Raw genomic sequence first — 14,918 nt, 5'->3', positions numbered from 1 at the left:
TACAGATGATCAAAAGAACAATAACTGTCCTAAGTATGTTGATGCTAAGCGCTGCACTGACGTGGGCAATATGGGAAGGCAATGCGGCTGCGGGATCACAGGAAGATTTTCCTACAGGGCTCTTTGCCTCCAGCGATTTATTCCCTAAGTATACACTTATCGAAATCACTAATTTGGAACAAAATACAACATCCCGCGCCGTGGTTATTGGCGATATGGGATCTGACGGCTTACTGGTAAAAGTGTCTCCCGATTTAGCGCAGGCTTTATCAATCAAAGAGGGAAGCATCGCGCGTGTGCGAGTATCCGTGCCGCCGCTTGTAGCCGAGGAAGGCGCCGATCCGGTATTGTTAGGTAAAGTTGAAGAGAAGCAACCTACCCCAGCGGCGGCTCCTACAAAAGCGGCTGGCGAGGTGTCTCCGAAAGCGCTCGAACCGGTACAACCGGAAGTAGAAAAAGCCGAAGCGGAAAAACCGGTAGCGCCAATAGCTGAAGTTGAAGAACCTATCCAGCCCGAACCTGCGTCAGAGGAACCGATGGCTCCGATAGCCGAAGTTGAAGAACCCGTGGAGATTTCTACATCATCCGAATATTCTGCAGAGGCTGAAAAACCGGTACCGGATGCTCCCCCTATTCAAGAGCCGCCGATGCAAGAAGGAAGCGAATCTTCAAAACCGGTACTGCAGGTTGCGGAAATAACCGTTCCGGAAACAGCACCGGAGTTAAATGAGTTTCTGTCACCGGTTCCGGAAGTGCCAACTCCAATCGAACCGGAACCGGTAATTGCCGATGAAGCTAAACCGGTAAAAGATACGGAAGAGCCGGTAGCCGAACCGGAATCTCTTGCTGAAGAACAGACAGAAGAGACGGAGGAGCTGAAAGACGAACCGGAGCTTGTTATCGCTGAGGAAGCTGCTGCGGAAGATGATGTGATTATGGAAAATCATGTTGTGCTCGTGCCGTCGGAGCCGCGGGCGCCGATGAAAGAATATATTCCTGTTCCCAAAGAACACGAAAAACCGGCAGTGCCTGTTGAACCGATTGTTACACAGCCTGCCGAAGAACTCTATACTGCGAATGTCCTTACAAGGGGAGCCTTTTATGTACAGATCGGTTGGTTTAAGGATATGCTCAATGTAGACAGTTTTGTACAGCTGTACGGTAAACAGTATCCCATTGCCATAGAAAAATCTTCTACAGCGAAAGATGTCTTTTACAAGGTCTATATCGGACCGCTGAAAAAAGATGAACGAGGCGCAGCCTTGGAAACCTTTCAAAAATTAGGCTTTAAAGATGCTTTCTTAAAAAAGGCGCCATAAGATACAACAGGGCGCTGCGTTGCTAAAGATAACCGAGTGTTGAGCAGTGTCCTAACATAAAAGGGGTGGGAATGGATTTTCAGCGAAAAAAGGATTTTTTAGTCTGTATCGATAGCGACGGTTGTGCGATGGATACGATGAACCTCAAGCATTACCGTGCTTTCGGGCCGGAGCTGGTAAAAATATTTAATTTACAGGAACATGCGGAACCGGTTCTGCACTATTGGAATAAGGTAAACCTGTTCAGCAAAAAGCGGGCAATCAATCGCTTTAAGGGCTTTTTTGAGGTATGCCGGTATATCGATAAGCATTTTATTCCCGTCGATGGATTGGAAGCGTATGAACACTTTCTCAATTCGGGCGGGCGATTGTCGAACGAAGGTGTCAGACAGGCATATCAAACTATCGGTCATCCTATCTTCGCAGTTGCGGAGCAATGGTCTATCAATGTAAATAAGACTATTGCTTCAATACCGTTGGAAGACCGAATCCCTTTCCCCCATGTTTACGAAAGCATCGAAACCATTTATGCCGTTGCGGATATAGCTGTTGTCAGTTCTGCCAATAATGCTGCCGTGACTGCCGAATGGGAGCAAGCCGGTTTAACAAAATTTGTGAACGGTATTTTTACGCAAGAAAACGGCAGTAAAAAGCAAGTGCTTGCCTCATTGAAACAGACCGGCGGATATAAAGACGGATGTATATTAAAAATCGGTGATGCTCCCGGAGATTTACAGGCAGCGCAAAGTAATATCGTGTTCTTTTATCCGATTATTCCTGAAAAAGAAGCAGAGAGTTGGCTTCAGTTAAAAAACACCTACTTGCACCTCTTTATCAATGGACAATATGCCGACTGTGAACAACAGCTCATTGACCGATTTTATTCCGAACTTGAAGATTAACTTTTGAGGATTAACCGTGAATCAGTATAGAAAAAATATATCGAAATTATTAGTAATATTCTGTTTTTTCATTTCTGTAACAGCTCCGGCGTTTACAGAACAGCTTCAGTCTGTCAAAACCAAGTATTTTGAAATTATCTATAAGGAAGCATCGGCTCCTTCTGCAGCGCTGCTGACGGAATATGCCGATGGTTATGCCGATGAGATATGTGCTGCTCTACAGCAAAAAATCAAAGGGCGCATACCGGTGTATCTTGTATCCGATATGGAAGAACTCAACGGATATTTTACACGAAGACCGCATCGCCGTATTGTTATCTATGATGCCGGTAGTACGGATGGAACACTCGGTAATTTGCCCGACACACTCTTGCAAGTTTTTTACCATGAACTTACTCACGCCCTTACGCTTGACGTTCCTTTTTCTCTTTTAAATATTTTACCGATGTCTTTTGTAGAAGGAGCGGCTGTTTCGTTTGAAAGTTTACAGGGATATGGGCGTTTGAATGATCCGTTGATTAGGCAGTATTTAATTCAGAATAAAATCGATGGTACAACTCCAACGTGGACGGAAGCTGCAAGTGCACGGGATATGTATCCAACCGGATTATGGCCGTATATCTATGGCGGTTATTTTGCCGACTATTTGCAAAAACTGTATGGCATGGAGACATATTCAAAACTGTGGAAACTGGGATGGAGACTTTTTATACCGGGAAAATTTAAGTCTATTTATGATAAAGAAGTAAGCGCCGCATGGAATCAATTTATCAATACTATTCCGATGCCGGAAAAACTGAATGAACCGGTTCCCTTTGCCCCTCAGACAAAAAAATCGGGATATAGCGCTCTTGCAGCTTCCCATGACGGTTTTGCCTATTATGATTTTGACAATCAAGCAGTATATTTTACGCACGTAAACATCGATAATGCAGATAATACCATTGAAGTCTCCGCCCCTATTAAGCTTTTTACGGCGGATTTTTCGTTAAATCAACTGTCTTTTTCGGAGGACGGCTCCCTTCTTGCTGTCTCGGATTCTGTTGAAACAAGTAGTAAGACATGGCAAAAACGCTCACGTATTTTTGATATGAAAAAACGTCGGTTTATCGGTAAACCGATACTATCAAGTATGGCGGCGTGTTTTGTTGACAATCAGACACTCTGTTCAATAATGTTAAAAAATCAATCGTTTTCTGCAGTGTTGATTGACCGCACTACACAGGAAGTTAAAAAAGTTTTATATACGGCCGGTCCCGGCCAATCCTTTGCCTCATTATATAGCCCCTGTTATATCGGAGAAGGGCAGGTTGCCCTTATTGCAGCAAATGGGGTAAAACGTACTATTTTACGTATCGATACCGAAACAGGCATGCTATCATCATTGCCCGAACAAGACATCCCGTATGCAATCCGCTACTTACAATCGGTAAAAAGCGGTAATGAGTATGTCCTTGCTTTCTCTTGGGCTGAGATGAATATGCTCTATCGGCTCGGCCTTTATTACCCTAAAAGCGGCACTGTAAAAACACAGCAAACCGATATTTCAGGCGGTGTGTTCTTTCCCATTCTACTGCCGGAGAAACAACAGCCCTCGAATGAGGTCGACAATCATTCCATCATTTACGTAGGGCAGCACGGTACCTATCACCGTTTATATACTATCAAGGAAGCGGATCTTACGGTAAAAACTATCCAACCGGCAGCTATGACTATTCAGCCGGATATACCGGCATCAACCAAGCATCCTAACCTTGAGCTTCTCAATCCGAGCAGGTATCAGCCGCTCACATGGCTGTGGCGGGCAAAGGTACGGCCGACAGCCAATATTCCTGCCGATATACGGCGTTACGGGGGATACGGTATCGGGATAAAACTGGCTATGCTTGATCCTACGGAGACAATCGAAGTTAATTCTTCATTGCTATTTCTGCTAAAGCCCTTTTTTACACAAATAAAAGCCGATGCAGCCTATCACTTTAAGCCTATTTCGTTAAATATGAATGTCTTTGATCAACTTGATACAAAGACGTTTACCTACCGTAAAACCGGATTTGGCGTCGGTGCAAGCAGCGTTATTCCGCTTTCCTATTCATGGGAAATGTTTAAACTCTCTTATATGGCAACAGCAGCATGGATAGCGCCTTTATCCGATAGCGGTAAAACCTACTATCCGCTTCCATACAAGTATACGGTACTTGCACATGAAGGGCAGCTTTATTACCGAAATGTCCGCAGTTCCCGCATAATACGCTCTCCTTTTTTTGCAAAGGATTTACAGGGCGTCACCGTATCAAGCTCTCTTGCTCATGCATACTGCGTTGAACAAAAAGCCAATGCTGCCGTTTTTCAGGCATCGTTTGACGGCTATATCCCTGTAGTACCGCTTCGCTTTACTTTAAGCGGTTATCTTGGGTTCAACGCACGGTTTAATCCTTTAAACGGAACATATTCGCATATCGCTGCTCATTACCCTGTTACGGAAACCAATTATTTTCCCTCTTTTGCAGCATATAATACCGATGCAATGCGGCAGAAATTTGCTTCGCTTGGAACCGGTAAAGTGTCGGGAGGAATATCAGGCGTTTGTGATCTTACATTTTTTAGCTATGACGTGCAAAACGGCATCTCTTTCTTACCGCTGTTTATAAACCGTATATCCTTTCATACCGGCTATGCATGGATACTGACAGGGAATTTTGCTACAAAAGCGCATACCGGTAGCTTTCTCTATTTGGATACCCTCTATGTAAACTGCCTTGTGGCATTAAACAGATCGGTGGAGATTGGGGGAGAGTACATGCATCCGGTTCGAACATTTTTACGGCCGGGAGTTTTCCGATTTGTTGTCGGTGTAAACCTGTAAGAGCTTTGTTTTCAATGTTGTCTGCCGGTTTACTAGACCTGTTCGATAACTTCGTTGTCGAACAGGTAGACGAGTTCAAAATTGCACAGATAGCATGATGCGTGAACATCGCATTTCAAGGTACCCTGTTCCGAACCGACAGTCTCCGAACAGGGTTACTCCGCACCCGAACCGGCGGCATCGGTAGTATGTGCGGCAAATTCATCCAGTTTTCTATGCAGGGTTTTGCGCCCGATGCCGAGTATATCGGCGGTTTTCGATTTATTCCCGTTATAGGCGGCAAGAGTTTCCATAATGATATGCCGTTCCGCTTCGGCGAGGGGAGTTCCGATTTGGATGCGGATGGAAGACGTTTGCTCCGCTTCGCGTATCGGCTCGGGTAAATCGGATAGGCGAATGGTATTGTCAGAACTCATCACGACAGCGCTTTCCAGACAGTTCCGCAGCTGCCGGATATTGCCGGGCCAATCGTAAGCGTAGAGCGCCGCGCGGGCTTTCGGCTCGATGGCGGTAATCTGTTTTGCGTTTTCTTCCGTAAATTCCTTGATAAAGGCGGCAATCAGCAGCGGAATATCCTCTTTCCGTTCCCGAAGCGGAGGCACGTGGATATGCACCACATTCAGGCGGTAATACAGATCGCTGCGGAACGTACCGGCGGCCACTTCCTTTTCAAGATCGCGGTTAGTCGCAGTGATCAGGCGAGTATCAACGGTGATGGACTTTTCGCCGCCAACCCGCTCAAACTGCTTTTCTTGCAGCACGCGCAGTATTTTGATCTGCAAACTCTGATTGATTTCTCCGATTTCATCCAAAAAGATCGTGCCGCCGTCAGCGAGCTCAAAGCGTCCCCGTTTCTGACTGACCGCACCGGTATAGGCGCCCTTTTCATGCCCGAACAGCTCGCTTTCCAGTAAGCTTTCCGCAAGCGCGGCGCAGTGTACTTTGATATAACTGTTGTTTTTCCGCGGGGAAAGGTTGTGGATTGCGCTGGCAATCAGTTCCTTGCCGACGCCGCTTTCGCCGGTGATAAGCACGGATGCGCGGGAGGGCGCTACCTTCCTAATCATCTCAAACACGTGCTCCATCGCCGCGCTTTTCCCGATGATATGCTCGAATGTTTTATTCGACTGCACCTGTTCGACAAGTTCACGGTGCTGCAATACCAGTTCGCGGTTCTGGAGAGCGCGTTTTACCAGCAGGGAAAGCCGGTCAAGGTCGAGCGGCTTGGTTAAAAAGTCATACGCCCCCATACGCATCGCTTCGACGGCGGTTTCGACGGTGCCGTGCCCTGTAAGTACGATAACCGGCACGCCCGGCGTTTCCGAAGTTACCCTGCGGAGAATTTCCTGTCCGCCGACGCCCGGCATCCGCAAGTCGGTGATAACGAGGTCTACCACCTCAGAAAGCGCTTTTTGCAGGCCGTCAGTTCCGTCTTCCGCAGTCAGTACCTCGTACCCTTCGTCCTCAAGCGCCATCTGGAGTCCTTCGCGGATATTTTTTTCGTCATCGATAACTAAAATTTTAAACTTCATGCCTTATACTCCTGTGCTGCGTGTACTGTCGGTGCTTTGTACGGTGTGTGCCTCAAGCAAAAGCGGTTTTTCGCTGCGGGTAATGGGTAAAATAAATGTGAAGCGGGTGCCTTTGCCGATATCCGAATGTACCTGAATATCCCCGCCGTGCTCTTTAATCACCTTATACGTCATGGTGAGACCGAGTCCGCTGCCGTCAGGCTTTGTCGTAAAATACGGCTCAAAAATTTTATGCAGTATGTCGGGCGGAATGCCTTTTCCCGTATCGGTAATGGCGATATATACGTTTTCTTCGTCATACCGTGTGGTGATGCCAAGTTCTCCGCCTGCGGGCATCATCGCGGCTTTTGCATTCGTCAGGATATTCATCAGCGCTTGGCGTAAAAAACGTTCGTCCGCTTGAATAACCGGCAAGTCGCTATCGAGTTGGGAAACGAATACAATGCCTGCTGCGGAAAACTCATCCTGAAACGTTGCAAAAAGATTTTTGATAAGTTCATTGATGTTGACCGGTGCAAATTCGCATTCGAGCGGACGGACGGCAAACAGAAAATCCACCACAATCTTATTTAGCCGCTCGATTTCTTCTTCTACCACATCGAGGTGTTTTTGCGCTTTGGTATTAATTTCCAGATTGCATGCTTTAAAGTTTTTCCGCAGCAGTTGGACGTGGATACTGATTGCCGCAAGCGGATTTTTTATTTCGTGCGCAACCGCTGCCGCAAGGTTGGTAAGACTCGCAAGGTTTTCAAGCCGCCGATTATTGATTTCCTCGCGCTTTCGCTGCGTAATGTCCTCAACGGTAATAATCGTACCGCGCACCCGTTTTTCTTTTACGAGCGGCAGCACCGAAAGCTCAATATACTGATTTCCTTCGTCGGCAGCGATAACGAATTCTTCAGCGCTTCTAGCTTCTTCGTTTTGTATTACCATACAGATAAAATCCGCCAGCTTGGTATCGGAAATAGACGCCCACAGCGGCCGGTCGGGACTTTCCGAAAGCGGAATACCGAGAATACGTGAAGCTGCACGGTTGGTCTTTATAATCGTATGGTCGGAATCCAAAATGATAACGCCGTTTGTGAGCGAATCCATCATCGCGTCAAAGAGTGCGTAGTCATCGACGATTAATTGGATAAAAGAGCGGAGTTGCGAATCGTTCATGCGCGGTAGTTTCTGCAGTGCGCGGCTTATAAACTCTCTCATACGGCAAGTATAGCGTAAAATGATAAAAAGCGCAAATTTTAGCGCTTTCCTATCGAAATCAACAGCCCCGACGCAAGCATCGGGGTATTAAACCCTCGTATCATTCGGTGTTTTTTTAAAATTAACGCTTTTCTTTTGAGGATTTCAGTGTATAATATTCGATAATGAATAAGTTAAAAGCGGCATTAAACAAACAAAATCTCAGACGGTATTTGGGACTTATGGCAAGCTACACGGAAATTTTGCTTGCACTGGTAGTTATTGTTGGGATTTTGCTCCTCTGTATTCGGGTTCTTGTACAGCTGAAAGGCTTTATCATCAGTACGTTTGCCGGTACGGATGTTCCCTCATTTGCGGAATTCCTTTCGACGGTATTTGAGCTGGTTATCGGTATCGAGTTTGTAAAGATGCTTACAAAGCATACGCCGGGAAGCGCTATCGAGGTGCTTTTATATACGATTGCCCGCGCACTCATTATGGATCACAGCAGTATGCAGAGTTCTTTGCTCGGTGTTATCGCTATCGCAATTCTTTTTGCCGTCCGTAAATATTTCAATGATCCTGAAGTACACAATCATGAAACCGGCGGCGACTATATTGTAAACGGCGGTATTAGTATGAAAGAGGTTAATAAACGGCTTGATGCCGATTTTGACGAATCCTATGGGCACACCGTTGCAGGGTATCTGTTCAATTATTTACAGGCGATTGGAAAAAAGCCGACGGTCGGATGCGAAGCTCAAATCGGTGAATATATGTTCCAAGTATATGACATGGAAGGGGAACTCATCCGGCATATTAAAATAACTCCGTTAAAATCATAAAAATAGTTATAGGGAGAGCTGCATAATGTCTGAGTATAAATGTTCGCGAAAAGATTCTTGCCCCGTTCGTTTGGATGCGGAAAAACAGCTTGATTCCATCATTGAAGATATGTTTGACGGTATTTATATCACTGATGGTGAAGCTAATACATTGCGGGCAAATAAAGCTTATGAAGTAATTACCGGTATTTCTCGTGCCGATGTAATCGGCTGTAATATGAAAGAGCTTGAAGAGGGCGGGACTATCTCTCAGTCGGGGTCTTTAATTGCTATCAGAACAGGCAAGCCGGTAACGCTCCGGCAAAAGTTTAGCACGGGACGTCAAGCATTGATCACCAGTACGCCTGTATTCGGTCTCGACAATAAAATCGAAATGGTCATTACTAACGTTCGGGATATGACCGAAATTCATCATCTGAGGGAAGAAATCGAATCCCGAAATGAGGAACGGTTACGCCTGCATAAAGAATTGGAGCATATCAGAACTCAATTTCTCGATAAAACCGATTTTATTGCCGCCGATAAGGTAACGCTTTCGATTATCCGTATGGCGGATAAGGTTGCCCCGCTTGATACAACGGTGATGATTAGCGGCGAAACAGGCGTCGGTAAAGAGGTGTTTGCCCAATATGTCCACAGCCAAAGCCGCCGCAATAAAAAATCGTTTATCAGCGTAAACTGCGGCGCTATTCCGGCAAATTTGATAGAAAGTGAGCTGTTCGGTTATGAGCGGGGAGCTTTTACCGGCGCTGATAAGAACGGCAAAGCGGGGCTTTTCGAGGTTGCCGACCAAGGGACAATCTTCCTCGATGAAATCGGCGAGCTGCCGCTGAATATGCAGGTAAAGCTGTTGAGGGTTTTACAGGAGCATGAGGTAAAACGTATCGGCGGCACAAAACCGATTCCGGTAGACATACGTGTCATTGCGGCGACAAACCGTAATTTGGAAGAAATGGTTAAGAAAAAGAAATTCCGAAAAGACCTGTATTACCGGATGATGGTATTCCCGCTGCATATTCCGCCGCTTCGTGAACGCCGCAACGACATTATCCCGCTAGCGGAGCTTTTCCTTGAACAGCTCAACCGGAAATATGCGTTCCGTAAATACTTTTCAGATGCGGCGCTCCGGCTGATGGTCGGCTACGAGTGGCCCGGAAATATCCGCGAGCTGCGGAATATTGTAGAACGGGCGGTTATCGTTACCGATAGCGACGAAATTACGGCAATGAATACGTTTATTACTCCCTGTAAACAGCAGGCGGAACCCTTGTACATACCGGTAAAGCAGCCTGAAAGCGTTCACGACCTCAAGGCCGCACTCGCGGATATAGAAGCGGAATACATCGACTTTGCCTATAAAACCTACGGCAATGTGCGGCTTGCGGCGGAAAGTCTTGGGATGTCTCACGCAACCTTTGTCCGCAAGCGCCAACGGCATACCGCCTCCCGCGAAATAAACGAAAAGCCCTCAGCATAGTGCCAAATTAAAACCTTAATACTGCCGACTCCTTGATTTTATCAATCATTGCCTGTATGCTTCTATCAATATATGCAAGGAAATAATATAACAAACCTGTTCGGAAACTTCCGTTTCTGAACAGGTTACCTTGAGGAGTGCAGCATGATATGTCAGATATGTGGAAAGCATAGCGCCGCTATGCTCGTGCGGCAAATTATAGACGGAAAGGCAAAAGAACTGTATATTTGCAGAACTTGTGCTAAAAAGCATCATCTTTACTCTGATAACAAGGAAATGCATCTTTCACTTAAAGCTATTTTTGACGGGCTTGTATCCGCATTGGATGCTTCGGAAGGAGCAAGTGACAGTGTTCATCCTCTGGCGTGTCCCGATTGTGGAATGCCGCTGAGTCGTGTCAAAGAAAAGAAGATACTCGGCTGTCCCCGCTGTTTTTTTTATTTCCGTGATACCGTATTAGAACTTATGCAAGAAACGTCCGGAGAGGTCTTTTACGCAGGGAACCTGCCTTTAAAAACGGAAACGTTTTCGGATTCGGCGGCTTCATTACAGCATCTTGAAGAGGAACTGCAAAAGGCGGTAGAAAACGAAGAATATGAACTGGCGGCCTATCTCCGCGATAAGATAAGAGAGCAGGAGGTATCGTCCTAGTATGGTTGCCTCTTCGAATGCATGGTATACCTATTCCGGAAACGACAGCGATACGGTTCTTTCTTCGCGGGTACGTATTGTACGGAATTTAAAGAACTACCGCTTTCCTCCGACACTCGGAAAAGAAGATGCGGAAACGGTATACCGGACTGTAGTATCCGCATTCTACGACCTGCCGCCTTCCGACGGCTTTCATCCCATTAGGCTTGATACCTTGGACGCAATAGCAAAAAAGATTTTTGAAGAGCGGAATATCATTCCTGCCAATTTGGAGCAGAAGTTCGGTACGGGCGTCATTGTTCGTGACGACGGTATCCTTTCGGCAACGGTGAATGTCAAAGACCATATCAGACTTTCTGCCTTTTATGCGGGTTTTGAACTTCAAAAATGCTTTACGCTGGGAAAGAATATCATCGATACATTGGCTGAAACGCTGGAATTCAGTGCAGTGCAGGATTTCGGATATTTATCTTCCGATGTGATGAATATCGGCAGCGGGATTAAATGCTCGGTACTGTGTTCGCTCCCCGGACACTCACTGAATAATAAGATACAGGAAAGGATAGAGGCGCTGACCAAGCAAAATTTTGAAGTACACGCTTATTATGCGCAGAATACCAAACGACTACTGGGATATCTGTACCTCATTTCTACGAAAAGCGCTGCAGGCTATACCGATGAGGCACAAATCAGTATGATAACGTCCGCGATTAGAGAGCTCATCAATGAAGAGCGGGAGTTGCGGGATTCGTTGGTAAAAACGCAATTATGGCGTATCCAAGATGAGGTCATTAAGGCGTTCAGTATTGCGAAAAATGCCTATTTACTCGATGTAAAAGATACGATAGATCTTGTGTTCAAGATAAAACTCGGTATCAATCTCGGCTTTATCGAAGGTTTAAGTCAGGAAGCCTGCCTTGCGCTTCTGTATCAAACTCAGACCGCCCATATTGCCTTTTTGATGCTGAACGGTACGTTTCATCTTGAAGAACCCTTTCAGCTGGATGAACTCCGTATTGAGCGTATCCGCGCAATTTTAGTACAGGAGATCTTAAAACGGGCTGAACTGCGGATACAAAACTCCGCAAAAAGCAGACTGTAGAAACGGGAGACAACTATGCATACTCTTTCACAGAATCTTTATGAATTATTGACGGTTTTTAGCCAGCAAGAAGCTCGGCGGGTCAATGCCGACACGGTAGAACCGGAACATATACTGCTTGCGCTCATCACAAAAAAGCTGGGGCGCGGATATCGCTTATTGGAGAATCTCCATGTCAATTTTTTGACGCTGCAACTGCGATTGGAGCAAAGTACCCCGATACGGGAAGGCGAGCCGGTGAGGGGAGAAATTCCTTCGTCAAATAGGGTAAAACAGCTTGTCGATACCGCCGCCGCTCAAGCCCGGATTATGCAGCAGGAAGCAGCAGGGACGGAGCACCTTATTCTGGCCTTTGCTCAGATACAGGAGAGTATCCTTGCGCATTTCTTTTTACAGCAGGGAATTTTTCTGGATGACGTACAGCAAACCATGAAAAAGTTGAACGGTACGGATACGCGGCGCGATAAACAGCAGCAGGAAAAAAAGAAACATAGCGCATTATCCGAATTCAGTAGGGATCTTACACAGATAACTCGCCAAGGGCTTCTTGATCCCGTTATCGGCAGGGAGCGGGAGATGCGCCGCGTGATGCAGATTTTATCCCGCCGCAGCAAGAATAATCCCGTTTTAATAGGAGAACCCGGTGTCGGGAAAACTTCGATTGTCGAAGGACTCGCGGCGGCTATTGTGAATGAACAGGTGCCTCGGTCGCTGTTCGGGAAACGGGTTATATCGCTCGACCTTGCCTCCGTCATTGCCGGCACCAAGTACCGCGGACAGTTTGAGGAACGCATCAAGCGCATCATCAAAGAAGTCAGCGAGGCTAAAAATATCATTCTGTTTATCGACGAGCTGCATACCCTCATCGGTACCGGCGGCTCTCAGGGAGCGCTTGATGCGGCCAATATCTTAAAGCCGGCGCTTGCCCGCGGGGAAATACAGTGCATCGGTGCAACGACGCTTGACGAATACCGCAAGTATTTTGAAAAAGATTCCGCTCTTGAGCGGCGCTTTCAGTCCGTGCTGATTAAGGAGCCGACCAAAGAAGAAACCTGCGCGATTCTTGGGGGGCTTAAATCAAAATACGAGCAGCATCATCATGTTCATTATTCCGACGAAACCATTAAAAAGATTGTAGAGCTTTCTTCCCGCTACATCCCCGACCGTTTTTTCCCCGATAAGGCGATTGATGTGATGGATGAGGCCGGCGCTTTGAAGAAAATGGATACTACCGAGCTGCCGCAAAATATCACGACCATCGAACAGCGGATTGCGGAGCTTGCCGGCGAAAAGAAGGACTTGGTTGCAGTACAGGATTATGAACGGGCAGCTGTCGTGCGCGACGAAGTAAAGCTCTTAAAAGTTCAGCTGGAAAAAATTAAAATGCGGTGGTTGAACCAAGAAAACGAAACAATGCTTGAAGTAGACCCTGCCGACATTGCCGAAACCGTCTCTTTGATGACGGATATTCCGCTCAAGAGTGTCGGCTCCGACGAGGCAAAGCGCCTTGCCGAAACCGAAAAAGAGCTGCATAAAACTATTATCGGACAGGATGAGGCAATCGGTATTATCGCAAATGCGCTGCGCCGTTCCCGCGCAGGAATTGCCTCGGCTGACCGCCCTATCGGCTCGTTCCTCTTTTTAGGACCGACGGGGGTAGGGAAGACGCTGCTGGCAAAAGCGCTTGCCGAATTCCTCTTCGGCTCTGCGGAATCCCTTATTAGGGTCGATATGAGCGACTATATGGAAAAACATGCCGTTGCACGCTTGGTCGGAGCGCCTCCGGGCTATATCGGTTTTGAAAACGGCGGAATGCTGACGGAAAAAATCAGACGGAATCCGTATTCCGTTATCCTGTTTGATGAAATTGAAAAAGCGCACCCCGATGTCTTTAACCTGTTGCTGCAGGTGCTGGAAGAAGGTGAACTGCGGGACAGCCTCGGCCATACGGTGAGCTTTCGGAATACGGTGATCATCCTTACCGGCAATGTCGGCACGCGAAATTTGATGGACGAGCCGCTCGGCTTTGCACGGGTAGAAAACCGCACCATCGACTATCAAAGTATGAAGAAGTCCGCCGAACTGGAGGCAAAAAAAATCTTCAGTCCGGAGTTTTTAAACCGGCTCGATTCGCTGATTGTCTTTACTCCGCTTTCGGAAAAAGAAATAGAAGCTATTTTCGAGTTAGAGCTTTCTAAATTGACCGGCCGCCTCGCTGCAAAACAGCTGCAGCTTCAAATCACCGACGATGCCCGCTCCTATTGTATACGGCACGGCTATGATCCCTTGCTCGGCGCCCGTCCGATGCGCAGGCTGTTGCAAACCGAAATAGAAGATGTCCTCGCCGTCAAAATCATCACAGGGGACTTTACCCCCGGCACTATCGCGGTCGTCGATACTGACGGAAACGCACTTACGATAAGCATTCAAACCGACAGACCGGCGATTCCGGCAACAACCATCACCTTACTTCCTGCCGTCTCCACGGAACCGCAGGAAGGGTAGTTCAAACAGCGCTTCCGGCATTATCGGAAGCGCTGAAAATGCCGGAATTATGATACACCCGCGAAGAGGAGTATTCCGCGTATGATCATTGTAAGCGCCTGTCTTGCAGGATTCCCCTGTAGGTATGACGGAAAGAAAGCAATAACTCCTGCCGTGCAGCAGCTTGTAAAAGAAGGAAAAGCAATACCTGTCTGTCCGGAGCAGCTTGGAGGCTTACCGACACCGCGTTCGGCAGCAGAAATGAAAGCAGGAAAAGTCATCAACACTGACGGCGATGACGTAACCGAAGCATTTGAAAAAGGTGCTGCTGTAGTTTTAGAAATAGCACAGCAGTATGGTTGTAAAGATGCACTGCTTAAAGCCCGTTCCCCTTCATGCGGAAAAGGTTTGGTGTATGATGGGACTTTTTCCGGAATACTCACTGCAGGAAACGGGAAAACGGCAGATTTGCTCATGAGGAATGGGATAACCGTAATGACCGAAGAAGAATGGAGTGATATCGATTTTCCTTTGCGCTTTTTGAAGCACTAAGCG

11 protein-coding genes are annotated in these 14,918 nt (G+C 46.9%); 9 read left to right on the top strand and 2 right to left on the bottom strand.

Annotated features, from left to right (window positions below):
- Positions 1–5 precede the first annotated feature (5 nt).
- The 3 genes from ABK01_RS07310 (at position 6) to ABK01_RS07300 (ending at position 5,087) form a co-directional block, all read left to right on the top strand.
- Complete coding sequence (locus tag ABK01_RS07310) at positions 6–1,319, top strand: SPOR domain-containing protein (RefSeq protein ID WP_253675156.1); 1,314 nt, start codon at positions 6–8, stop codon at positions 1,317–1,319.
- 71 nt (positions 1,320–1,390) lie between these two features.
- Positions 1,391–2,221 carry an HAD family hydrolase gene (locus tag ABK01_RS07305; RefSeq protein WP_253675155.1) on the top strand — a complete coding sequence of 277 codons (831 nt, stop codon included), beginning with the start codon at positions 1,391–1,393 and terminating at the stop codon, positions 2,219–2,221.
- Between the two features lie 16 nt (positions 2,222–2,237).
- Positions 2,238–5,087 (top strand): hypothetical protein, encoded by a 2,850-nt coding sequence (locus ABK01_RS07300; RefSeq protein WP_253675154.1) that lies wholly within the window; start codon positions 2,238–2,240, stop codon positions 5,085–5,087.
- A gap of 155 nt (positions 5,088–5,242) precedes the next feature.
- On the opposite strand, the gene ABK01_RS07295 is transcribed toward ABK01_RS07300, so the two are convergent.
- A complete protein-coding gene (locus ABK01_RS07295; RefSeq protein ID WP_253675153.1) occupies positions 5,243–6,619 on the bottom strand; it encodes a sigma-54-dependent transcriptional regulator in 1,377 nt (458 codons plus the stop codon).
- 3 nt (positions 6,620–6,622) lie between these two features.
- Positions 6,623–7,825 (bottom strand): two-component system sensor histidine kinase NtrB, encoded by a 1,203-nt coding sequence (locus tag ABK01_RS07290; RefSeq protein ID WP_253675152.1) that lies wholly within the window; start codon positions 7,823–7,825, stop codon positions 6,623–6,625.
- A 164-nt stretch (positions 7,826–7,989) separates the two neighbouring features.
- On the opposite strand from ABK01_RS07290, the gene ABK01_RS07285 reads away from it, so the two are divergent.
- The 6 genes from ABK01_RS07285 (at position 7,990) to ABK01_RS07260 (ending at position 14,915) form a co-directional block, all read left to right on the top strand.
- On the top strand, positions 7,990–8,649 hold the full coding sequence (locus tag ABK01_RS07285; RefSeq protein WP_212564769.1) for a transporter associated domain-containing protein: 660 nt from the start codon (positions 7,990–7,992) through the stop codon (positions 8,647–8,649).
- 25 nt (positions 8,650–8,674) lie between these two features.
- Positions 8,675–10,126: a sigma-54 interaction domain-containing protein gene (locus ABK01_RS07280; protein ID WP_212564770.1), complete on the top strand. Its 1,452-nt coding sequence runs from the start codon at positions 8,675–8,677 to the stop codon at positions 10,124–10,126.
- A gap of 144 nt (positions 10,127–10,270) precedes the next feature.
- Positions 10,271–10,777 (top strand): UvrB/UvrC motif-containing protein, encoded by a 507-nt coding sequence (locus tag ABK01_RS07275; RefSeq protein ID WP_212564771.1) that lies wholly within the window; start codon positions 10,271–10,273, stop codon positions 10,775–10,777.
- Between the two features lies 1 nt (position 10,778).
- On the top strand, positions 10,779–11,879 hold the full coding sequence (locus ABK01_RS07270; protein ID WP_253675151.1) for an ATP--guanido phosphotransferase: 1,101 nt from the start codon (positions 10,779–10,781) through the stop codon (positions 11,877–11,879).
- A 15-nt stretch (positions 11,880–11,894) separates the two neighbouring features.
- Positions 11,895–14,384, top strand: a complete 2,490-nt coding sequence (locus ABK01_RS07265; protein WP_253675150.1) for an ATP-dependent Clp protease ATP-binding subunit — start codon at positions 11,895–11,897, stop codon at positions 14,382–14,384.
- An 81-nt stretch (positions 14,385–14,465) separates the two neighbouring features.
- Entirely contained in the window at positions 14,466–14,915 is a 450-nt protein-coding gene (locus tag ABK01_RS07260; protein WP_212564774.1) for a 2-thiouracil desulfurase family protein, read from the top strand.
- The last annotated feature ends 3 nt before the right edge of the window (positions 14,916–14,918 follow it).

This window comes from Treponema sp. OMZ 305 (assembly GCF_024181325.1).
In the GTDB taxonomy this organism is placed as follows: domain Bacteria; phylum Spirochaetota; class Spirochaetia; order Treponematales; family Treponemataceae; genus Treponema.
Note: the sequence above shows the minus strand (reverse complement) of the source record. Positions and strands in the feature narration are given on the sequence as shown.

Bases quoted from the DNA above. Each gene is read 5' to 3' on its own strand.
- ABK01_RS07310 (WP_253675156.1), top strand. From the start codon at position 6: ATGATCAAAAGAACAATAACTGTCCTAAGTATGTTGATGCTAAGCGCT.
- ABK01_RS07305 (WP_253675155.1), top strand. From the start codon at position 1,391: ATGGATTTTCAGCGAAAAAAGGATTTTTTAGTCTGTATCGATAGCGAC.
- ABK01_RS07295 (WP_253675153.1), bottom strand. From the start codon at position 6,619: ATGAAGTTTAAAATTTTAGTTATCGATGACGAAAAAAATATCCGCGAA.
- ABK01_RS07290 (WP_253675152.1), bottom strand. From the start codon at position 7,825: ATGAGAGAGTTTATAAGCCGCGCACTGCAGAAACTACCGCGCATGAAC.
- ABK01_RS07285 (WP_212564769.1), top strand. From the start codon at position 7,990: ATGAATAAGTTAAAAGCGGCATTAAACAAACAAAATCTCAGACGGTAT.
- ABK01_RS07280 (WP_212564770.1), top strand. From the start codon at position 8,675: ATGTCTGAGTATAAATGTTCGCGAAAAGATTCTTGCCCCGTTCGTTTG.
- ABK01_RS07275 (WP_212564771.1), top strand. From the start codon at position 10,271: ATGATATGTCAGATATGTGGAAAGCATAGCGCCGCTATGCTCGTGCGG.
- ABK01_RS07270 (WP_253675151.1), top strand. From the start codon at position 10,779: ATGGTTGCCTCTTCGAATGCATGGTATACCTATTCCGGAAACGACAGC.
- ABK01_RS07265 (WP_253675150.1), top strand. From the start codon at position 11,895: ATGCATACTCTTTCACAGAATCTTTATGAATTATTGACGGTTTTTAGC.
- ABK01_RS07260 (WP_212564774.1), top strand. From the start codon at position 14,466: ATGATCATTGTAAGCGCCTGTCTTGCAGGATTCCCCTGTAGGTATGAC.